15 protein-coding genes are annotated in these 21,157 nt (G+C 54.9%); 3 read left to right on the forward strand and 12 right to left on the reverse strand.

Annotated elements, in window-relative coordinates; genetic code table 11:
- Positions 1-12: 12 nt before the first annotated feature.
- The 3 genes from cas9 to mobA all read right to left on the reverse strand — a co-directional run bounded on the left by cas9 (position 13) and on the right by mobA (position 5,063).
- Positions 13-3,141: a type II CRISPR RNA-guided endonuclease Cas9 gene (cas9, locus tag Pan97_RS02295; protein ID WP_144970384.1), complete on the reverse strand. Its 3,129-nt coding sequence runs from the start codon at positions 3,139-3,141 to the stop codon at positions 13-15.
- A gap of 754 nt (positions 3,142-3,895) precedes the next feature.
- The gene (locus Pan97_RS02300; RefSeq protein WP_144970386.1) at positions 3,896-4,405 is read right to left on the reverse strand and encodes a DinB family protein; all 510 of its coding nucleotides are present in this window, start codon (positions 4,403-4,405) and stop codon (positions 3,896-3,898) included.
- A 22-nt stretch (positions 4,406-4,427) separates the two neighbouring features.
- Positions 4,428-5,063 (reverse strand): molybdenum cofactor guanylyltransferase, encoded by a 636-nt coding sequence (mobA, locus tag Pan97_RS02305; RefSeq protein ID WP_144970388.1) that lies wholly within the window; start codon positions 5,061-5,063, stop codon positions 4,428-4,430.
- Between the two features lie 68 nt (positions 5,064-5,131).
- Here mobA and Pan97_RS02310 point away from each other — a divergent pair, with 68 nt between their 5' ends.
- The 3 genes from Pan97_RS02310 to Pan97_RS02320 all read left to right on the forward strand — a co-directional run bounded on the left by Pan97_RS02310 (position 5,132) and on the right by Pan97_RS02320 (position 8,625).
- Positions 5,132-5,947, forward strand: coding sequence for a formylmethanofuran dehydrogenase subunit C (locus Pan97_RS02310; RefSeq protein ID WP_144970390.1), 816 nt, complete (start codon positions 5,132-5,134; stop codon positions 5,945-5,947).
- 542 nt (positions 5,948-6,489) lie between these two features.
- A complete protein-coding gene (locus Pan97_RS02315) occupies positions 6,490-6,765 on the forward strand; it encodes a DUF4212 domain-containing protein (protein WP_144970392.1) in 276 nt (91 codons plus the stop codon).
- Between the two features lie 3 nt (positions 6,766-6,768).
- A complete protein-coding gene (locus Pan97_RS02320) occupies positions 6,769-8,625 on the forward strand; it encodes a sodium:solute symporter family protein (protein WP_196782253.1) in 1,857 nt (618 codons plus the stop codon).
- A gap of 150 nt (positions 8,626-8,775) precedes the next feature.
- On the opposite strand, the gene Pan97_RS02325 is transcribed toward Pan97_RS02320, so the two are convergent.
- From Pan97_RS02325 to Pan97_RS02365, 9 genes are all read right to left on the reverse strand, one after another.
- Entirely contained in the window at positions 8,776-9,054 is a 279-nt protein-coding gene (locus Pan97_RS02325) for a hypothetical protein (protein WP_144970394.1), read from the reverse strand.
- Between the two features lie 360 nt (positions 9,055-9,414).
- Positions 9,415-10,149 (reverse strand): winged helix-turn-helix transcriptional regulator, encoded by a 735-nt coding sequence (locus tag Pan97_RS02330; RefSeq protein WP_144970396.1) that lies wholly within the window; start codon positions 10,147-10,149, stop codon positions 9,415-9,417.
- Positions 10,150-10,240: 91 nt separating this feature from the next.
- On the reverse strand, positions 10,241-10,936 hold the full coding sequence (gene phoU, locus Pan97_RS02335; RefSeq protein WP_144970398.1) for a phosphate signaling complex protein PhoU: 696 nt from the start codon (positions 10,934-10,936) through the stop codon (positions 10,241-10,243).
- Between the two features lie 20 nt (positions 10,937-10,956).
- Positions 10,957-11,787: a hypothetical protein gene (locus Pan97_RS02340; RefSeq protein ID WP_144970400.1), complete on the reverse strand. Its 831-nt coding sequence runs from the start codon at positions 11,785-11,787 to the stop codon at positions 10,957-10,959.
- Between the two features lie 38 nt (positions 11,788-11,825).
- Positions 11,826-12,680, reverse strand: coding sequence for a phosphate ABC transporter ATP-binding protein PstB (gene pstB / locus Pan97_RS02345; protein ID WP_144970402.1), 855 nt, complete (start codon positions 12,678-12,680; stop codon positions 11,826-11,828).
- 51 nt (positions 12,681-12,731) lie between these two features.
- Positions 12,732-15,242: a phosphate ABC transporter permease PstA gene (locus Pan97_RS26720; protein WP_196782254.1), complete on the reverse strand. Its 2,511-nt coding sequence runs from the start codon at positions 15,240-15,242 to the stop codon at positions 12,732-12,734.
- Positions 15,239-17,953 (reverse strand): hypothetical protein, encoded by a 2,715-nt coding sequence (locus Pan97_RS02355; RefSeq protein WP_196782255.1) that lies wholly within the window; start codon positions 17,951-17,953, stop codon positions 15,239-15,241. The genes Pan97_RS26720 and Pan97_RS02355 overlap by 4 nt, the downstream gene beginning before the upstream one ends.
- A gap of 136 nt (positions 17,954-18,089) precedes the next feature.
- Positions 18,090-19,061, reverse strand: a complete 972-nt coding sequence (locus Pan97_RS02360) for a PstS family phosphate ABC transporter substrate-binding protein (protein WP_144970404.1) — start codon at positions 19,059-19,061, stop codon at positions 18,090-18,092.
- Positions 19,062-19,401: 340 nt separating this feature from the next.
- On the reverse strand, positions 19,402-21,156 hold the full coding sequence (locus Pan97_RS02365) for an EF-hand domain-containing protein (protein ID WP_144978087.1): 1,755 nt from the start codon (positions 21,154-21,156) through the stop codon (positions 19,402-19,404).
- Position 21,157: the final 1 nt, after the last annotated feature.

The following is a 21,157-nucleotide window of genomic DNA, read 5'->3' on the forward strand; positions in this document are numbered from 1 at the left end:
GTATTCAATATATCAATCGCTTGCATCTCGTATTTGTCCCAATGGAGTCACTGTCACCTTACGGGCATCGCGCAGTTGCATGTTTTTGGGCGTTAGGTAGAGATTATCATAGTTAAGATCTGCTACCGGTCTCGCATCAGTGTGCTTTTTGTAAAAGACTCGCCTGCTACGTTGGTCGATTTTCCGAACAACACAAAGGACGATCTCGCCATCATCCTGGGTCATCTCAAACATCTCGCCGATAGACAGTGACATGACAAATCGCCCCTGATGGCCATCGTCGCGACAAACCATGCTTCCGCACTTATCAAGGTCTTTCGCCCGGCGAGCAGCGTCCCACATAACGGTCACTTCGCCTTTCCAGACCTCTTCTCCGTTTTCTTCCACGGCGAAATAAGCAATATGATGATTGCTACCAGGCTTCGTAAGCTGTCTATTGTCCCCTTCTCGGATCGGACGAAAAGTTTGTCCCTCCTCTACCATACGAACCTTTTTGATAGGCACACCAGATGGCATCTGTGGGGTATTGCTGCCGGTGAAAGCTTCTTTGGGAATTGCTCCGGGCTTGGCTGGATCGATCTTCTGTCGAAGCAAATGATCTTCAAGGATCTGGCGAGTCGCTTTGTCGCGAATTTTTGCTAGATGCTTGGTATTGGTCAGGTCGGAAACACTCTTGCGGCGGACAACGACTTGCTGATCTTCAATCCAATCCTTAGCCCAAGGCCTTTGTTCACTCGGTATCGGGCGCTCCTTCTTTTGGGTAGGCCCATAGATGGTGGCTTCATGCAATGCCCCTTGAATGCGTCTGCGAACACGATGAGAAACGTTCATGCGTCCCAATGCTTTTGCGACATCATGACGAAGGTCCTTCCATGGCAATTCCACGTCTTTGCCGCGGGCGTTCGCCAAAGCATGGAGGCGTTTCGCATCCGTCAGGCCAATGACAATCGCGTCGATTGCATGATGACGATGGTCGGAACGATTTTTCTTTTTCGATCCATCCTCGTTCAGCAAAGCATTCAGCCCCCAATGATGTCTCAACTCCGCTGTCATCGACCCTTTGACGGTGGTAATCGGAACACCAAGCCCTTTTAAATATTGAGCAAGTAGACGGCTAATATACGTCGTATCACGAAGTTGACGCTCAACAAACTCATTAAGCTCAACGTCCTGCTTGATGAAACGCTGGCGTTTTCCATAAGGCAACTTTTGGGTACGAAGGAGCAACTCGTCGAAGTGTTCCTTATTATGACTTAGCCACTCCCATGGCGTTCGATCCGCTTTTTCGTTATTGATGGAGCGATGGCAGATTACCTTGTTGGACATGGAGTCATCGAGGCTTCTCCATCGAGGGAGAATGTGATCGACATCTACTTCTCCGGAATTGAACAGCTGAGCTTGGCTAATACTTTTGCCTGAATAAATACAAACACCTCCCTGTTCCTGCCACAACAAATACCGCTGAATGTTGCGCCGAGTCGGCTTGATAGCGGGGGACATGTCCTGCAATGCTTTGGCAATTTTGGCGTTTTCTCGCTCTCGCTTTGCGTTTGCAATCCGAATCTGGGTCCGTTCTTCTGCGGATTTCTTCGCCTCGCGGGCCAATTCCACACGAATAGTTCCTAGATTGCCGTATTCACGAATGAGTGAATTGATCACTTTCCGAATTTCATAGAGTGCTTGGCGAACCAGGGGATTGGGAACGTCAGGCGGCTCAGGTAAAAGGTCGTACTGTCTTACCTCTCTTTCATCAGGCCGGAGGTAACCAGCCGCATGCAGCGCGGAATCAGAAGCGTCATTTCCCATCAAAGGCATGCCAATCTCCAAATGGGGAAGCAACTTGGAAATGGCAAGCCGCGAGTAATTCGTATACCCAGAAGGCAGGTGGAGAGACGCAGCCTTCTGGGCTTCTTCCGATGTAAGGCCGCACTCGTTGGTCAACTTCAATAATGCTATATCTTCTCGATCTTCCTCCAGCACAATCCGGATGATTTCATCCTTGACCCTATCAGCGATTTCGCTCCAGCGTTTTTTGCCCAGTCCATTCTTCCCATTAAAGAGGGCATCCGTTTCATGCCCCTTTAATTTGGAACGCTCGCCACGCTCATAGTTAAACTGAATTGATTCTGGCAGCTTGAACTTCTTGCGAATCTGAGGAAAAGTTCTCTCTTTGGCCTCGCACAAATAGTCCACGAGCTTCTTATCGGAATCGGGACCGAGGAACTCGGCGAATGTATATTCCTTTCGGTCCGCGGGTGAAATAAGCCGCAGATTATTGACTTCCTGCAAGATCCGAAATCTCTGCGCCAAGCGATCCGCTTTCGGGCAGCGTTTTTCCCTGGGCTCTAAATCGCAACGTCCGATGATGCTTTTCGGCCAGTACATCTTGCGTTGAAAGAACAAGAGGCCATGTAGCCCAAAGCGTTCTAGCAGCGATTCATCTTTACGACGCGCAACTGGGGTAAGCGGATAGCTGCTTTTGCCTTCCTGGCCGTAACGCAACTTAACCGTGAGTAGCTTAGGATGATAGTTGGCCTGAGCATTCCAAATTTTCTCGAATTCATGTTCGTACATAGCACGAAGCGTATGGCGTCCACGCAGTCGTACCGGAAATGCGTCATTGCCACTACCAAGATGATAGAGATATTCACCTAACGTCTCGTAGCCAGCAGATGTAATATCTGCATCTAGCTGAGCCATATCCGCTTTGATGCCCTTCAGTTCACTTCCGCCGCTCCGGTCGGTCGTACGATTAGACAGAAAGCCTCTACGTTTTGCTAAATGCAGAAATACGCGGCCGAGTTCATGCGGTGAAAGCTCTTCACGAAGTGCCTTCGCTCGAAGTTCGTACGGGTTCCGTGATAAAACCTTCTCCTGCTCCTGCGGTTCAACTGGGAAAAGACCTGCGTCAACAAGAGCCTTGGTCAACTGCCGAATCCTTTGAGCACGACGACGAATCTGCCGCCGAATCCCCCGTGCCACGCGGCGGCTTTGCGACTTCGATTTCTCGCCACCTTGCTGATCACGGTCGACACCTTCGGGGAATATTCGCACTCCACAGTCAACTAGAGTGTTTTCAGAAAACAAAGCCCATCCAAGGGAAGTTGGGCCAATGTCGAGGCCAAGAATAAGATCAGACATGTAATTGTCTTTTTAGAATGCAGTCGTTGTATTGCGGACAAGATATAGGAGAAATTCACTAGCCTAGAATATCACCATTTGACTGCGTTGACACCCCAATTGGAGTGGCTATACTTCAGGGCGTGTATCTGATTCCTGCCTGTGACTCTTTTCGTAACAAGAATGAAAAATTCGCAGGCACTGCTCTACGGAGCAACCAGCCGTCATGTCTAGTGCAGGGCGGCATTTTTTATGCGCCGATTTCGTTGACCGTGCAAATTGGGCTGGCGAGGGTTAGGTGCCGTCGTTGATTATTCGAGACTACCAAGTCATTTTCTCGACAAGGGAAACGTCATGAGATCAACGGGGGTGAATCTCCGGCGGCTAGGGGGCGTTGTTGATACGAGCATCTTGAACAAGCAGCATAATTTCGCGGCGTACGGACTCCGAGAGGCTATCCCAGGCGTTGACTACTGACAAAAGATCAGGTGACAATGTGGCGCGAAGTGCGCCGGATTCTGCGCCGCCTTGCTCGGAAGATATCGTTTTTCCAGTGGTTTCTTCATCTGTTCGAATCCCTTGTCCTCCGCTCAAAGGCAATATTCGAGCACATAAGGACTTACGTCGATTGGACGCGAGTCCTTTTGCTGCTTCTTGGGGGTAGTTAGCTTTGCCTGGGGCTTGCCCGTCCGATTTGTGTGATTCGGCTCTGTAAGAAGATCAGAACGTAGCGAACGTCTCTTCGGCAAGCCAGCACTCCCCGTTGGGCCGCTTCTTAGCGTAGCGGCGGTTTGCCTGAGAGACGGCGCAACAGCCCCATCTGCCCTAGGTGCATCATCATATGATAGGGGAGAAAGACGAGCGTCTCGAACTTGGTCTTGAAAAGGGGATGATCCGGCAAGCTCGGTTCGTCGAGTTGCTCGAGCGTGTAGGTTTCCAGTTCCTCCAGCAGTTGGTCGTTGGCTCGCTTATAGATCTCAATAAGACGTTCCTGAGAGGGGTAAATCGTTTGATCCTGCGAGGGAACGCTGCCGCGGCCGAAATTCGCCGAGTAGCTCTCAGGAATCAGGCCTGCGTCTTCGGCCCGTTTGCCGCGGATTCTAAGCATCCCCAAGCCATAGTTGGCAATGGTGATGTGCCCCACCTGCCAGGCGATATGCGTGACTCCTTCTTGTGGCATACGAAACCAAAGCTCCGGTTCCAGGCCGTCGATGAAGTCACGGAACATCTTGTCAGTGAAGGCAATCCGCTGTTTGGTCAATTCCCATTGAGCTGCGTCAGCCATGTGGTTTCTTTCCCCGTGTGAGTCAATCTTCCAGTGGATGTTTCAGGCCGGCGATCTGTAACGCTTCGCGATACGCGTCCGGCGTGTTGACGTTTCTTAGTAAACCTAAATTAGGATCGACGCCGGCAAGCTCGCGCGGATCGATCCAGTGAATGTTCAGAGGTTCGATGCACGACAACAGACGCTGGTTACCCGAGAAGAGAATATTCTCGAAGGTTTCCCTGGCGCTGTTGGCATAAACGGCGGCCAATGGCTGAGGCATTCCTTCGTGCAGGGGGATGACGGCATCGTACGACGAAAGTTGCTCGAACAGGTATTCAATCGACGCCTGCGTTACCAGAGGCAGATCGCATCCCAGCACGATCGCGGCTTCGGACCAGCCGGTCACATACTTCAGGCCTTCATAGATCGCCGCCGCCGGGCCTTGTTGTTCGACACGATCTGGCAGTTCGACGTAGTCAAAAGGAAGCAGTGGAAGTTCTTGACTCTTGCCCGTTAGCAGCACGACCTCTTCCACCAACGGCGAGACGATCCGTATGACGCGTTCGAGCATCGTTTCGTTGCCGAACGGAAGATGCGGCTTCGATTGCCCCATGCGGCGGCTTTCACCGCCACAGACGATCAAAGCGGCTCGCTGGTATCGGGGCAGGGTGGTCATGTCGCTTGGGTCGGGGTCGGTTATATTAAAGGACGTATCATGTCGCCCAGGATTGCCGTAATAGATTCATGAGACTTCGCTTACGTCACGATATCACGGTTGGCCTCGATCTACGAGGCGTGTTGCCTTCACGTCTGTTGCCGATGTCGCTTTCAGAGGTGGCGAAGGTGACGGTTTGGGAAGGAAACCGACGCGTCGAACTGGGGGAGCTCTTTGACGTCGAAATCGAGACGCGTCGCGAAGAGACGCTCCGGATCATCGGCAATCTCTCGAAAGCGGACAACGTTGGTGCCGGTCTGGATGGCGGCACGTTATTCGTGCAAGGCTCGGTCGGCCATCACGCCGGCCAGGAGATGCGGGAGGGTTCGCTTTTCATTCATGGCCACGTTGGAAACAATCTGGCTGAAGGGATGAAAGGGGGCTTTCTGAAGGTATTGGGCAACGTCGGCGATCGTGTCGGCGCGCCCCTGCCTGGCGAGAATCGTGGCATGGCTGGTGGCCATGTTTTTATTCTCGGTTCGGCCGGCAGTGAAGTAGGACACCGGATGCGGCGCGGAACGATCGCCATCGCCAACGATTGCGGCGACTTTGTCGGGTACGAGATGCTGGCCGGAACGATCTTCGTCGGCGGTAAGGCGGGAACCAACCCGGGGCTGATGATGCGCCGCGGAACGATCATTCTGCACGGGAATCAGCAAAGTGATCTGATGGCAGGTTTCGTGCATGCCTGTCGCTTCAAGCCGACCATGATGCCGCTGTTGGCCAAAGACTTCGCCTGTCAGGAAGTACCGGAGGTCGCTCGCTTGATTGCTTGGCGGGACTACGACCTGTTCCACGGCGACCTGGCCCAAATGGGTCGAGGCGAGATTCTTTTGCCGACCTAGACGGCGCCTGTCCCCCGCACGTGCTGCGTAAAACTGGCCAAGTCGCTACATCCGTTACAACCCGGTGCGGGACAGGCAACCCCTGGCGCGTCGATTGTCCGGGGGAGCAGGGGCGTAGGTAACGTTTAATCCATTAAATCCGAGGCAGGCCAAATTCTGAAAAAAGTATGCATGCACTGTCCGATACATGTAACTAGCCACGGATGGGTGAAGTGACTCATGGATGGGCAAAGCGAAACCACTTGGTTGGGACCGTTGCATATGCCTGTCGAATTACTCCACGCTTGGTTAGGCGTCGCATTTTTGGCGACATGGGCCATGATTGGTCAAGTAACCTTGGAGCGGAACTAGCTGCACTCGGATAGCATCGGGAAAGGACACCAAAGCCACACGCTTTCCCCGGATCGTTCACGATTTGCAGCTCTTCACCCCCTTTTCAAGCGGTACTTAGGGATGCGTCTAGTTGACAGACGCATAAGAATTGATTTTCCTAGCGACAACTTTTCTTTTCTTTCGAAAATTGTTGTCCCGGAAAATCCCGCATGTCTTCTTCCCCACCTCCCAGCCGCCCGGAACCAAAGGTCGCCTATTGGCAGCAAAACCTGATGGTCATCGGCGTGCTGCTTACCATCTGGGCTTTTGTGGCCTTTGGTTGTTCGATTTTCTTTATCGAGTGGCTTAATCAATTCCAGATCGGCAATTTGCCCCTGGGCTTCTGGTTCGCTCAGCAGGGGTCGATGTATGTGTTTCTGGTGTTGATCCTGGTCTACGCTCTGGTGATGGACTATCTTGATCGCAAACATGACGTGAAGGAGTAGTCCGTGGATTTTATCGAACAAATGCCGCTAATAGGCGCCGCCATGACGGCGACGCGAGCGTGGACTTTTGGGTTCGTGACGATCACCTTCATGATCTACCTGTACATCGGCTGGCGAAGCCGTGTGAAGGAGTCAGGCGAGTTCTACGTGGCCGGGCAGGGGGTGCCTGCGATTGCCAACGGAGCCGCCACCGCGGCCGACTGGATGAGCGCCGCGTCGTTCATCAGCATGGCAGGCCTGATCAGCGGATTGGGCTCGGATGGCTCGGTCTTTCTTCTGGGCTGGACTGGTGGCTACGTCCTTCTGGCGATGTTGCTGGCGCCCTACCTGCGAAAGTTTGGTCAATACACGGTGCCTGACTTTGTCGCCAAACGCTACTACAGCGAAACGGCTCGAATTGTGGCCGCCGTTTGTGCCGTGTTCATTTCCATTACCTATGTCGCCGGTCAGATGCGTGGCGTGGGGATCGTGTTTGCCCGCTTCCTGGAAGTCGAGACCTGGCAGGGGGTCGTGCTGGGGATGGTCATCGTCGGCGTGTTTGCCGTGTTAGGTGGCATGAAGGGGATTACCTGGACCCAGGTGGTGCAGTTCTTCGTGCTGATCGCCGCGTTCTTGATTCCGACGTTTGCCTTGTCGGGAATGTTGACCGACAGTTCCATTCCACAAATTGGTTTTGCGACGGGGGATATCGCTGAGAAGGTTAACTTGATTCAAGAAGACCTCGGCTTTTCATCCTACACGCAGCCGTTTACCAACTACGACATGGCGAACGTGTTTCTCATCATGTTCGCGTTGATGGCCGGCACGGCAGGCCTGCCGCACGTGATCGTGCGCTTCTATACGGTGGCCAACGTTCGGGCAGCTCGGTACAGCGCTTTCTGGGCCCTGCTGTTCATTTGCTTGCTGTACACCTCGGCACCAGTGCTGGCCATGTTTGCCCGCTACTCCATTCTGAATACGCTCGAAGGTGCCCGGATTGGCGAAGTTGCCAAGTCGGACGATGACGTAGAGTACATCCCGGTTTACCGGGTTAATGATGAAGGCAAGGAAGTCCCCATTCAGTGGGTCGATACCTGGCAGAAGACCGGCTTGATTACGATCGAAGATAAGAACAAGGACGGCATTCTTTCGCTGAAGAACGTCGACGGCAACTTTGACGAAGTCAAGATCGACAAAGATATCCTGGTGCTGGCCACGCCTGAGATCGCGCAGCTTTCGCCCTGGGTGATCGCGATCGTCGCTACCGGAGGGCTGGCAGCCGCATTGAGTACGGCCGCTGGTTTGCTTTTGGTGATTTCCAGTTCGATGGCTCACGACTTGTACGTGCACTTCTTCGAACCGAATGCTTCCGAGCCCCGGCGACTGCTCATCGCTCGAATCATGATCATCGGAGCGATTTTGGTGGCTGGCTACTTCGGGATTGCTCCGCCAGGTTTCATCGGCGAAGTGGTCGCGTTCGCGTTTGGACTAGCAGCGGCAAGCTTCTTCCCGATTATCTTCCTGGGGATCTTCGACAAGCGAATGAATCGAGAGGGAGCGACCTTGGGGATGATCGTGGGCATTCTGTTCACGGCCGTTTACATCATCCTTTGCCGCTCGGACCGCGTGCTGGGCTTTGACGAGCCACTGATGACCCCCTGGTTCCAGGGAAGCAGTTGGATCCCCAATGGCCTTCGTCCGGAAGGGGTCGGGGCGATAGGCCTGGCGCTGAATTTCATCGTGGCGGTCGTGATCAGCCGGATGACGTCTCCACCTCCGGAAGAGGTCCAGGATCTGGTCGAGAGCGTTCGCGTTCCGCGTGGCTCACACGCTCCGGAAGCACACTTCGACGAAACGGATGCGGAAGCAGACAACCCGTAGGGGTTATCGGTGATGCGGCTGCTGGCAGAGGGTCGGCAGCTCCCACCGAAGTAGTGGGGGAATTCAATAAGTCCATCCATGATTCAGCAACAAGAATGTGCTGAACCCATCGAGATGAGATCGCCAGCCAGGTAGGCAGCGATAGGGCGACTAAACAAGTTCCAACGACGTATCAGGCACATCGGCCCCATCGCGGTACTTATCGAGCGTTTCTTCCTCGACGTAGTACGTCAGGCCATCGTCTTCGCTGAACAGGCCCTTAAGACCAGCTGCGGATTCATCTGCTCGAGTAATCTTGCGGCAAGAGACCGCTAAGGCACAAAACTGTTCGGGATCGACAAATCGCACATTGGCTTGGCTTCGGAGAAGCTCACGCCGTTCCCAGAGGGTTTTACCACTCAAACTGTTATTCGCTTTCAAACCGACCATGATTTCTATCTTCCTTCCATTCTCTATCGTCAATTCGAGAGAGAATCATCACGGGAAGGAAATCCGTTCCATGTCGCGGGGTCTTCAATGACTCCCGAATCAGCACGATAATCCGTCGCGCTTTCCATCGTTTTGGTGGATTCCGTTCCGATTGGCATCGCCTGCCAACCGTACTTGCTAGCACGACATCCCTGGCGAAACTGATTGTCTTCGGGTTAAGAACCCTGACAAGCTTCACCACGCCTGATTAACGATACCTTAATCGCCAGTTCATCTTCAAGTACGTAGCTCCGCAAAATGCGCGAAAGAATTTTGGCGGGAAGACGTACCCTCGCTGGTGTGGTTTTTGGCGTAAGAGATTTAATTCAAAGAGTTTATATTCCAAGCGGCTTCGCGGAAACGATAGCCCACCCCCCGGACGGTTTCGATGAGGATCCCCTTCCGGTCGAGCTTGCCGCGAATCGATTTGACATGAACATCGATCCGGCGAGTTCTGCTAGCGTTCTCGGAATCGGACTCCGGCTCGCGGTCCTTGGCTGGAAGGCCGGCGGCTTCTTCGAGCTGAGCCCTGGTAAGAACGTGTCCTGGACGCGATAGCAGTGCTTGCAGTAGCCGAAACTCGGTAGGCGTCAGGTCCAGACGATTGCCGTCCATTTCGACCAGGGAAAAGCGAGGGTCGAGCCGGATGCCATGGCACTCGAGAACAGCTTGCGTGTCGACGGTGTGGCGGGCACGAAAGGTCAGCGTTTTGACCGATTGAGCCAAAAGGTCGAGAGCCAGCGACTCGGCCAAGCGAGAATCGTGGGCAGGGTCATCAATGCCGCTTAAATCCCCGCCGGTTGGGGCGATCAAGATGGCTGGTGTCGAGTCTTCTCCCAGGTGACGCAGGATCGAACGACAAAGATCAAGAGTTTCTACTTCTTCCAACGACCGCGACAAGACGACCACGTCCGGTACGTATTCCATCGCGTGTTGCAGGCCATCACGCGTTCCGCTGGCCAGGTAAACCTGGCAGCCGGTTTGTTGCAGGTTGTGCGCGACTGTGTGAAGCGGCCCCCCTGCTTTTTCGACGATCAATATGCTGCGTTGAGCCACGGTTCGTCTTCACGCTTTGGTTGAAGGAAACAGGTTGGGTCAGTGTGATCTGATACTCTAAAGCCTTCCGTGGTCTGGATGGTTTGCGAGATCATTGTGCCGCTTCCTCGTTGTCGTCGAACGATTGACGATGGCGAACGATTTCGCCTTCGATCCAATAGATGACGATCTCGGCGATATTCGTGACGTGATCCGCGATTCGTTCGATATGTTTGGAAATGCCGGTGATCTCGATCATCCAGTCGAGGTCACCGGGATTGTTCGAGATGCCGTCCTTGAGCCACTGGAATATCTGGCGATGCAATCGATCGAGTTCGCGGTCTTGAAGAATCAACTGACGGCAAGTTAACGCGTCGCGATCGATGAATGCATCCAGGCTCTTGCGCAGCATCTCGACGGCTTGCTGATTTGCTTGCTTCAAACACTCTGGCAGGACGATCTGATTGGTTGCGATACCACCGTCGCGAAGTCGGACCACGCTTTCGGCGATGTTCACCGCGAGATCACCGATTCGTTCCAGTTCGTGGCCCACGGACATCGAAGAAATAATCAGACGAAGATCCGACGCCACCGGCTGAAAGAGGGCAATCGAGTGCAGGCATTCTTCTTCCAGGGCAACGTCCATTTCATCGAGCTGGTCGTCCTCGGCGATCACATCGAGGGCCCGCTCTCGATCGAGATCATTCAGTGCCCGCGTCGCCTCGCTAACTTGGGCCTCGGCGTGCGATCCCATCGAGAGGAGGTGCGAACGAACGGCTTCGATCTGTCGGATCCAGTGGCGGGTCATGAGTGGTCGCTTTCAGATTTCTACTTTTCAGGCTTACCGAGGAACATGTCGATCGTTTCGGCGTCGGGAGCTTTGATCGTGGTTCGCATCGGACCGGCACCAATACGCGTGACGTGCTTTTCGGGAAGCCCTTCTTTTTTGAAGTGCGTCGCGGCCTCGGTATTCTTGGCGAAGATCCAGGCACGGCCATCCTCGAAGTAAGTTACGAAACCTGGTTTGGCAAACAGGTAATGGATGGCCGTTTCTCGCGAATCCGTTTTGATAGTCTTCCGATCGGGACCGGCACCAGGCAGCGTAACGTGCTTCTCGGGACCTTCCCCGGCAACCAGATCTGAGATGCTTGGGCTATCCAAAGAAAGAACCCACAGGCGGCCATCGATTACCTTGGTGAGAAATCCCGGTCGGTTGTACTTGGAAGAATCGGCCGAGGACTTAACGATCGTGCCGTCGGCAAGGTAGTACAGTTCGTACCAGTCGTCATTCTTTTTATTGACGCCAGGGCGCGCACGAAACAACGCCGACAGGGCATAGGGCTTGCCGTCCCGCTGGTACTCGACAACGACGATCGAACCATAATCGAGTTTAGCAAGATCCTTCGCGGCGGCATCGTTGACGTAGATGGTGCCGTCGGTGCCGGCCTCGGGAGCAGGAACGTTTTGAGGGAAGCCTTCCAACTGCTTCCAATCACTGTATTTGTCTTGCAGGAAGGTCCAGAAGTCTTCGGTGAATTTCTGGTGGTCCGCGGAACGCGCGGCCGTTTCATCGGCGCGGGCAACGGCCGCGCAGCAAATAAAGGTCGTCAACACCAAGAGCGTCAGCAGTCTGGCTGCAACGGGCAATCGAGGCATCATCGTCGGCGTCCTTTCGCAAAAAGTAAGTGGGGCGAATCCTAACCAAATCGTCCCGTTACGTAGGCGTTGGTTTCGGATAGTTTGGGTTTGGTGAATATATCGACGGTTTGGCCATATTCGACGAGCCGACCCAGGTACATGAACGCGGTGTAATCGCTGATTCGCGAGGCCTGCTGCATGTTGTGCGTGACGATCAAAATCGAATACTCGCCGCGGAGTTCGCGAATCAAATCTTCAATCTTGCCGGTCGCGATCGGATCGAGCGCGGAGCACGGTTCGTCCAGCAGCAATACCTCCGGCTCGCTCGCGATGGCTCGTGCAATGCACAGGCGTTGTTGCTGACCGCCTGAGAGACTCAGGCCACTTTCGTGGAGTCGGTCCTTCACTTCGCTCCAGATTGCGGCACCTTTCAGGCTATGTTCACAAACCCCTTCGAGCACGCTACGGCTGCGTTCGCCGTCGATCCGCAAAGGGTAAACGACGTTTTCGAAGATGCTCATGGGGAATGGATTAGGTTTCTGAAAAACCATCCCCATTCGTTTGCGAAGCTCGATGACGTCGACCCCCCGATCGCAGATCGATTGATCGTTCAGGAAGATATCGCCTTGGATCCGAACGGTGTCGATCAAGTCGTTCATGCGATTGACGCATCGCAGCAGGGTCGACTTGCCGCACCCGGATGGCCCGACCAGTGCCGTTACCTGACCGCGCGGTATGGGCATGCTGATATTGAAGAGGGCCTGCTTGTCTCCATACCAGAGATTGAAGTTCTTGATCTCCAGGACCTTTTCTTCACGGAAGACGGCATCGTGCACCACGGGAGCGAAGTTGTGCCCCTGGGCGATCAATTCGAGCCGGCTTGTTTCCGAAGTTCCTGATTGTGGTTGACTCATGGAGTTTGGCTTCTGCTAGTCACGAAGGCGAAACATGGGCGTCGTATGGGGCTAAAACTGACCAGACTGAAATCGCTTTCTCAGCCGGGCACGCAGCCATATGGCGAACAGGTTCAAGGTGGCGATCACGGTGATCAGGAGCAGCGTCGTGGTGAAGACCATCGGCTTGGCCGCCTCGCTGTTGGGGCTTTGAAAACCTAGATCGAATATATGAAAACCGAGGTGCATGAAGCTTCGGTCAAGATGGACGAAAGGGGCACTCAGGTCGACCGGCAACTCCGGAGCAAGCTTGAGCACGCCGACCAGCATCAGGGGCGCGACTTCACCGGCACCGCGAGCCATGGCCAGAATCATGCCGGTCATGATGCCAGGCAAGGCGTGCGGTAGAACAATGCGGCGAATCGTCTGCCACTTGCTCGCTCCACAGCCGTACGAGCCTTCGCGGAGTGAATTGGGAACGGCTGCCAAGGCTTCTTCCGTCGCGACGATCACGACCGGCAAGGTCAACAGCGCCAGCGTCAAACTGGCCCACAGCAAGCCCCCTTTGCCGAAGGTTGGGTTCGGAAGGTTGGCCTGATACATGCCATGGAAGTTGGGTGTAAAGGCCACCAACGCAATGAATGCGACGGTCGTCAAGATCCACAGCAGAAGACTCGCGATGCCAAGCGTCGGCGTTCGCATCCGCGTGAGCACCTTTCGGCTGCCCAGCGAATACGATGTGGTGATGAACGCGGAAAAGGCCACGATAGCCAGGCCCGCCGCGGTCAACCACCACCACAGTTTCGGCATGGTCGGCAGGTTGGCATTGCTGGGACCACCATCGATGTAGGCACCGACCACAAGAATCAAAAAGCCATAGCCGAACACCCCAAACACAATGCTCGGCACGCCGGCCAGGTTATTGATGCTGATGCGAATGATACTGACGATCGGGCCGCTCTTGGCATATTCGCGCAGATAGAGTGCTGCTAAAACGCCAAACGGCACGACGATCAGCGACATGATCATCGTCATGGCAACCGTGCCCCAAATCGCCGGGAAAACGCCCCCCTCGGAGTTCGCTTCACGCGGGTCGGCCAAAAGAAACTCGCCCCAGCGCGAGAAGTAGACGTTCAGCCGCCCCAGCCAATCAAGTTGATTCGCCGGGAAAGCTCGGACGATGTCGCCAAGTTTTAGCTCCGCTTCCGTTCCTTCGGCGGTGGTAGCAAACAACCCGTAGCGATTGTTGCGATCCTCGATTTCATTGATCCGTTCCTGAAGCGCGGCAATCTGATTGTCGACCTCGAAACGAACCTCCACGAAGTGATCCACGGCTTGCCGGGCAGCAGGTGGGACTTGTTCCAAGAGCTGTTCGATTTCATCCAGCCTGGCTTCGATCCGCGACTCTTCGCTCGTCCGCTGGGAATTTAAAGCCGCCACAAGGTCCGGGCCGACTTTGGCCATCGCCGAGTCTTTGCCGAGGACACGCGTCGCACGTTCGACGATTCGGACGTCTTTTTGTTTGTCGGCTTGAATCGCACTCAATTCGATCTTCAAGTTATAGATCTCGTTGGCCAGGCCCTCGACGAAAACGTCGTGCTCTAGCTCTTGCGATCGAAGTTGAAGACGGGCTTGTTCCTGACGCCGACTGCTCTCGCCGACTTCGTACTCGGCAATGCGGTCAATCGCATGAACGCTCTCCCTCGCGGAGTCATGATGTTGCCGGTAAGCATCGTAGGTTGCCTGGGGGCCCTCCAGGACTTCTCGGATGGCAACCAGGTTCTGTCCGACCGCGACGTCGGAAAGGGGAAGGACTTCGCCGCTCTCGGTAACACCCACTAGATCTTGCTTGCCGTTTCGATTCTGGGTGATGAAGCTCTGAGTGTTCTCGGCCTGAAGGGCATTTAGCTTTTCTTGGACCGAGTCAATCTCTTGCTTGAGCGATTCGAGCGTGGCAGCCCATTCCGCTTGGGCATCTTCGTCTTGCACATCGGGCCCAGGCAGGCGTGATTGGTTATTGGCAAAGAAGGAGTGGATATCGCTCAAGTCATCTTCATCGGATGAGATCGGGCGAGCCTTCGAGGTGACGAACTTCTGCGGCGTGCCGATAAAGCGTCCCAGCTTTGTCCGTTCAAAGAGCATCGCCCACTCAGGCATCGTCGGAGGCGTATCGGAAAGTTCTTCCTGGGTCACCCATTGGTACGTGCCGCTTTGAGCCGCTTTGAACTCGAAGTTATCGGTCCGGTATTGCCACCGATGGGAAGGCTTAGGCTTGGCCGTCCCGTTCTCGGATTGATCGGACGAAGTGCTGCCAGACGTGTAGTCTTCCTCGTCGGTGAGTTCTCCCATCAAGACCGAGCCATCTTTCAGCGTGACCAGGTACAGCCTGCCGGGCCAGAAGCTGGCCATGCCTTGATAGACGATGAGCCCCAGGAGTCCGAAGATCATCAATAGCGCCAAGGCCAAAGCTCCGCCCGAAAGCCAGATCATCGGTTCCCCTTGAGAGAGGATCGTGAGCCCTGGGCGGACCTTGCGTTGATACTTCTTAACGTGGCTGTTCGCGTTTTCCTGAGGTTGGCTCATAACTGGTAGGCCCTCCTCCGGAAATAAAGTCGCACGACCTCGGCGACCGTATTGATCAAGAACGTCAGCAGGAAAAGTACCAACGCCGAGAGGAACAGCACACGGTAGTGCGAGCTTCCTTGGACGGCTTCCGGTAGTTCGATCGCGATGTTCGTACTAAGGGTTCGGAAGCCGTTAAAGATATTCCAGTCTTCGATCGGCGTGTTGCCCCCGGCCATCAGCACGATCATCGTTTCTCCGGCGACTCGTCCCAGGCCGATCATCAGCGCCGAAAACAGACCGCTCATGGCGGTTGGGATAACGACTCGCACGGTCGTTTGCCAATGGGTGGCACCACATCCGAGCGAAGCGGACCGTAGATGGGAAGGGACCGTGGAAAGGGCATCGTCTGCCAGCGTGTAAATAATGGGAATCACCGCAAAGCCCATCACAAAGCCGACGATCAAGGAATTGCGTTGGTCGAACTCGCCAATGTAAGTGCCTCTAGGATCCCAGCCAGCCAGGTCTAATAAAGTTCCCAGGGCGTAGGCCAAAGAGAAGGTGACGATCGACAGTAGTACAAACTTTCCCAGGCTCAAAAGCGAGAAGGTGAACCGGGGCGCCTTGGCGACACTGCCCCGCCAAAAGGTATTCAGAACATTGACGTCCAGCAAGAACGTAACGAACGCACAAAAGGGAATCAGGATCAGCAGCCAGCCACCCACGCCGGAGCCTTGTTCGGGATGAACAAGCCAGAACTTGATGTTGCCGAGGAACAACCACTGCTCGATCGACGGCCCGAACCAGTATGCCAGGTAGATCCCCAGCATCAGTACAGGAGCGAGAAACCAAAGTCGGAAAGGCTGAAGCCGGAGCGTGAAAGCTTGCGGCATGACTTGCCAGATAAACGCACCCAGCAGGATCGTGAAGGGAACCGTAAAAAGGGCTGCCAGGCACGCAGGGACCACTTCTTCGACAACGGGCGCGAAGACAAGTGCCGCCAGAAATCCAAGCACCACGCTCGGCAAACTGGCCATCATTTCGACGGTGGGCTTCACCAACGTTCGCGTACGGCGGGTACTGAATTCACTGGTGTACACGGCTGCCAACAAGGCCAGTGGTGCCCCAAACAGCATCGAGTAAAACGTGGCCTTGAACGTACCGGAGATAAGCGGGAAGAGAGAGAACTTGAGTTCGTCTTCCGTTTTCGAGGAAGAGCTTTGCCACATGTTCAGCGGTTCGGCATAACCTTCATACCAAACCGGCAAAAAGAGTGAAGCCAGCGTGATGTCGGGGAAACCAGGGGAGAGCGCAAAGTGAGCAATCTTGCCATCGGCTTCGATAAACAGACCGTCATCGCGAGGAGCAATTCTGGCCAGCTTTACCAGGCCGCCTCCAGGCATCATCAGGTCGGCAACGTACTTTTCGGTCGTCATATGGAACAGCGAGCATTGACCGGTGGCATAACCAATGATGAACATGCGGCTGCGGGATGAAGCTCCGAACGCACTGACCGCTCCGGGGCCTTGAGGAAACGTATGGGCACGCACTAAAGCGAACCCGTCGGAACTCTTGCGGTTGGCAAATCTCTCATCCGTTCGATCCGACAGGCGGATCTGGAACCAGCCTGAGCAATTGCCATCGCTGTCTCCCACGCACAAGGTCTCACGCCCCAAAATCCAGTCGCACGAAGTAACCAGCGCATCGGAATCAGGGGTAAGATCGATGGTTTCGGCGATGACGATGTTGCTCTTGTCGCGAATGTCGTATCGACTCAGCTGGCCTGATTGTTTGACGGCCAGGACGTTGTTTCCGAGATCATCGATAAGCACGAACTTGGGATCGCCGTCGTCTTCCGTTGCCGGGGGAAGATCGTACAGCTTGGTGTCCAGCTTGACCTTGCCGCTGAGCAGGCTTTTCTTTTCGCTCACGACGCCCAGCTTCAATTGGTCGTCGCCGGTGAGGGTCACGAACGTGGTCGACTTTCCGCTCAGACTCGAACGCGTGCTCGCTTCAGGAAGATGATCCAGCAGGACAATTGGTGAATCACTGACGGCAATCGGGTCGCCAAGCGTCCAGTCGACGCTCTGAGCCCGATACTGACCCTGGGGCGTCATCTGGACGACCCCGTCCTTGTAGATCGCCGTATCACCAGGCTGCGATAGCTGCTTGCCAGAGACGCTGTTGGTTTGGTCGACAAACCAGTTCTTGATTTCGACCGGGTCCACAAAGGTCGTCTCGAATTCGACGTTGCCGACTCGGACCGTTCCGTCGTCCATGCCCAGGACGAAATCGGTTTGCCCTGTCGACGTCGAGATCGCCGTGATCTCTCTGTCGTCGATTAGCTTGGTTTCTTTAACCACCTCGAAAGCCAGGGGGCTCATCGATTCCGCTTCAGAATCCTTTTTGGCCGACGGGATCAAACGGACGACCTTCAGCGTGCCGTCCTGGGTCAATAGCCATCCCATGGTTTGGTATTCGTTCAGTTCCAAGTGAACGACCTCGCCAGAACTCCATGGGGCTTCGCGGATATTCAGCGGCTTGATCGACGCCCCGCGAAACAGAGGAATGACCTCCATCACCAGAACGAGCGCCACCAGGCAGACCGCGACGATCGTACCAATCCCGCCAACCGTGATGACGCCTTCGGAGACAATGTCCGACCAACGCACGCTCCAATGAGTCTTGAGCTTGCGTTTTCTTCCGGTGAATCTTGGCTGCGTGCCACTCATGGAATAGCGAGAAACCTTGGTTTAACCATCAACGGCGAAACGTGTGATGCCAACAACAACAGGAAGGAGCCCCGCGATTCTTACATCGACTGGGCGATACGAAAAAGCGGAGTTCACACGATGGCGCGGTGACGGTTCAGTTCTTGATACCGACCTTTTCCAACTGAGCTTCCGCGATGACAGCCGGGATGGGCAGATAGCCATCTTTGACGACTGCCTTCTGTCCTTGCTGGCTGTAGATGTACTTCAAAAACTCACGGCGCAGCGGATCCAGTTCGCTGCCAGGGCGATGGTTAACGCTAATGAACAGGAAACGTGACAACGGATAGTCGTCGGCGTTCTCGGCGGTTGGTTCTACGAAATCGGTGCCTTCGATCGAGAGCGGCAAAGCACGAACGTCCGAGGTCTTGTAGCCGATGCCGCTGTAGCCAATGCCGAACTTGTCGGTGGCAACCCCTTGCACGACCGAAGAGCTACCAGGCTGTTCTTTGACCGAAGGCTTGTAGTCGCCGCCGAACAGTGCGTTTTCCTTGAAGAACGCATACGTACCCGAAGCCGAATTACGTCCATACAAGCTAATCGGGGACTGAGCGAATGTTCCGGTCAGGCCGAGTTCGCCCCAGCGAGAAATATCCTTGCTGGCGCCCCCTTTGCGGTTGGTCGAGAAGATCGCATCGACCTGAGGAAGTGCCAGGCCTGCGATCGGATTGTCTTTATTCACATAAACGGCCAGCATGTCGATGCTGGTACCCAGTTCGGTTGGCTTGTAGCCGTACCGTTTTTCAAAGTCGTCGATTTCATTGGCCTTCATCGGACGGCTCATGGGACCGAAGGTCGCGGTCCCTTGGATCAAGGCCGGAGGAGCGGTCGACGATCCTTTCCCTTCGATTTCGATCTGGACGTTCGGGTAGATCTCTTGGAACCCTTCTGCCCACAGGGTCATCATGTTGTTCATCGTGTCCGAGCCGATGCTCTTGATCGTGCCAGAAACACCCGAAACTCGCTCGTAAACCGGCAGCTTCGGATCGACTTGCAGCTGAGCCATCAACACTCCAGGGCAAAGGCATGCCAGAAGTGTGGAAAGCGCGAATATGTGGCGACGCAACATCAGGTCAAATCCTTCCAGAAGCAGGGCAAACAAAATCGGAGGTGGTCCAGTAAGTACCACGATTTCGCATGGGGGAGAAATTAGCATTAACAATGCGCTAACACTCGGAAAAGCTCGTCTCCAGGCGACCAATTCGACTAAGAATAAGCGGATTTCTCGGAGTTTTTGGGGCCATTCCAGCGAAGGTTAATCTTCTGGCATAACCCCTGGCAAAGAAAGCCCTTACATCTTTTGAGTGGTTATATTTACAAAACGTTAATATCTCAGGCAATGCCTGCGGTGCTTTCGGGGGGAGGGACGGCGCCTGTCACGGTCCGGCGGGCCAGCCAGAAAGGGCCTGTTAGAACAGGTTCGGGTGCGAGAGAACCTCGGCATCGGTGATGAAGCCGTCGTGATCGGCATCCAATTCCGAGAACTGGGCCGGAGTGCCCAGGAATTCGCGAAGACTAATATCGCCGTCTCCGTTGTAGTCCATGCCTTGGAACCACTCCGGCGTCAGGTTGCTGGTGGCGGTCGCGTCTTGCGATTCACTGTAAAGCTGCGGCACTACCGGATTGTTGTCTTGATCTCCGCGAAAGAACTCGAACACCAACAGGGCAGGAATCTCCTCGAACTCGACGGACTGCGATTGGTCGACGTCCATCTGACTGAGCTGCGACTTGAGTTGCTGCAATTCCCTGGCCGATAGCCTGGTATCCCGGTTTGGGTCGATGGCACGAAACAGGGGATCATCCCCGTCGATCCCCTGCAGGCGAATGTGACAGCGCTGGATCCAATTTCGCTGCAAGAGCGAGGCCTCGATTTCCTCGACGTATAGCTTTTCATCCTCATCTTTGTCGGCCAGGGCAAAGTTGATGTTTGTGCCTTGCTCGGGGAGTTCGCTTTCCTCGAGATAACCATCCCGGTTGCCATCGTAAATCTGCAATAGATTTTCGGCCTGCTGATGGGCAAACTCGGAACTTACATTATCCCTGGTGCGGAAGACAAGCCAGTCCGAGCCCAGGTTAACGGCAACTTCGTCCGTTCTGGTGATCGGTTCGGCCGAAGACTTTTTGAAGGGAACCATGGCAATTCGCGGCTGCTCTTTCAAGTCTCCACCAAAGCGAATGGTCAATTCGTATTCGGGCGGCAAGCTGGCGAGCTTGGGTAGCTCGTCACGATGCAGCACGCCATCCCCATCCGCGTCGATCGTATGCAGCAGGTTGTCTTTCGGAAACTTGTCGAGCTGAAGTTGCCCGCCGCGTTCGTAGTTTTCCTGCATGGCGTAAAGCAGGTCGTTCCACGGGGTGTTGTCGTCCAGGGTGAACATGCCTTGGCCACCGAAGAAACGACGCCGATCGCCGCGGCGTGTCATGTCATCCATGGAACTTCCCGAAGACGTGATCAGTTCCATCGGTGTGACAATCTCGTCGTCGTCCAGGTCACGCAGGCGAAGTCGGTGCGCGGCCGAGGTGATCTCGTCGTGATCGATCACGCCATTCCCATTTTCATCCAGCAGTTGCCGCAAGGGGGAATCGGTCCGGCTGCGATTCACGGCATACGAGGTTCGACGAACGGAGAACGCTTCCGTACGGGCGCTGCTGCGACTGACCATGCGGGGCACTTCGGCGCGGTCGACCCAACCGTTGCGGTTGGTGTCGTAGCGATCGATGTTTTGCTTTCGTTGACGGGGGTCTTCGAACGAGAGGTTACCGAACTGACCGCTGCGCAGCTCCGGCTGATTGGCCAACTCCTCCCAGGTTGCTTTGCCATCCTGGTTGGCGTCGGCCAGCGTCAGGACATGATCGACCAGTTCTTCCAAGGCGTGGTCGTACGGCTTGTCGTCGATCCAAAGCAAAACATCGACGCGGATAGGTCCATGCGAAGTGAAGACCAACAGACGCTGCGGCGTGACGTACGGTTCCAGCTTGAAGGGGAGCCCTGCCTGGGGTTCGGCCATATCTTCTAGCGAGATCAAATCAAGCGGGTCGACGATCGTCTTGGCGACCACTGGCGGAGCGGGCTTCGGTGGGGGCGTCTGGGCGACGCGCTGGTTGCATCCGCCGATGCCTATCACGAGGGAAGCCAGAACGAAGGTCGAAACAAACGCACGCATG

It is taken from the genome of Bremerella volcania (genome assembly GCF_007748115.1).
Classification (GTDB): domain Bacteria; phylum Planctomycetota; class Planctomycetia; order Pirellulales; family Pirellulaceae; genus Bremerella; species Bremerella volcania.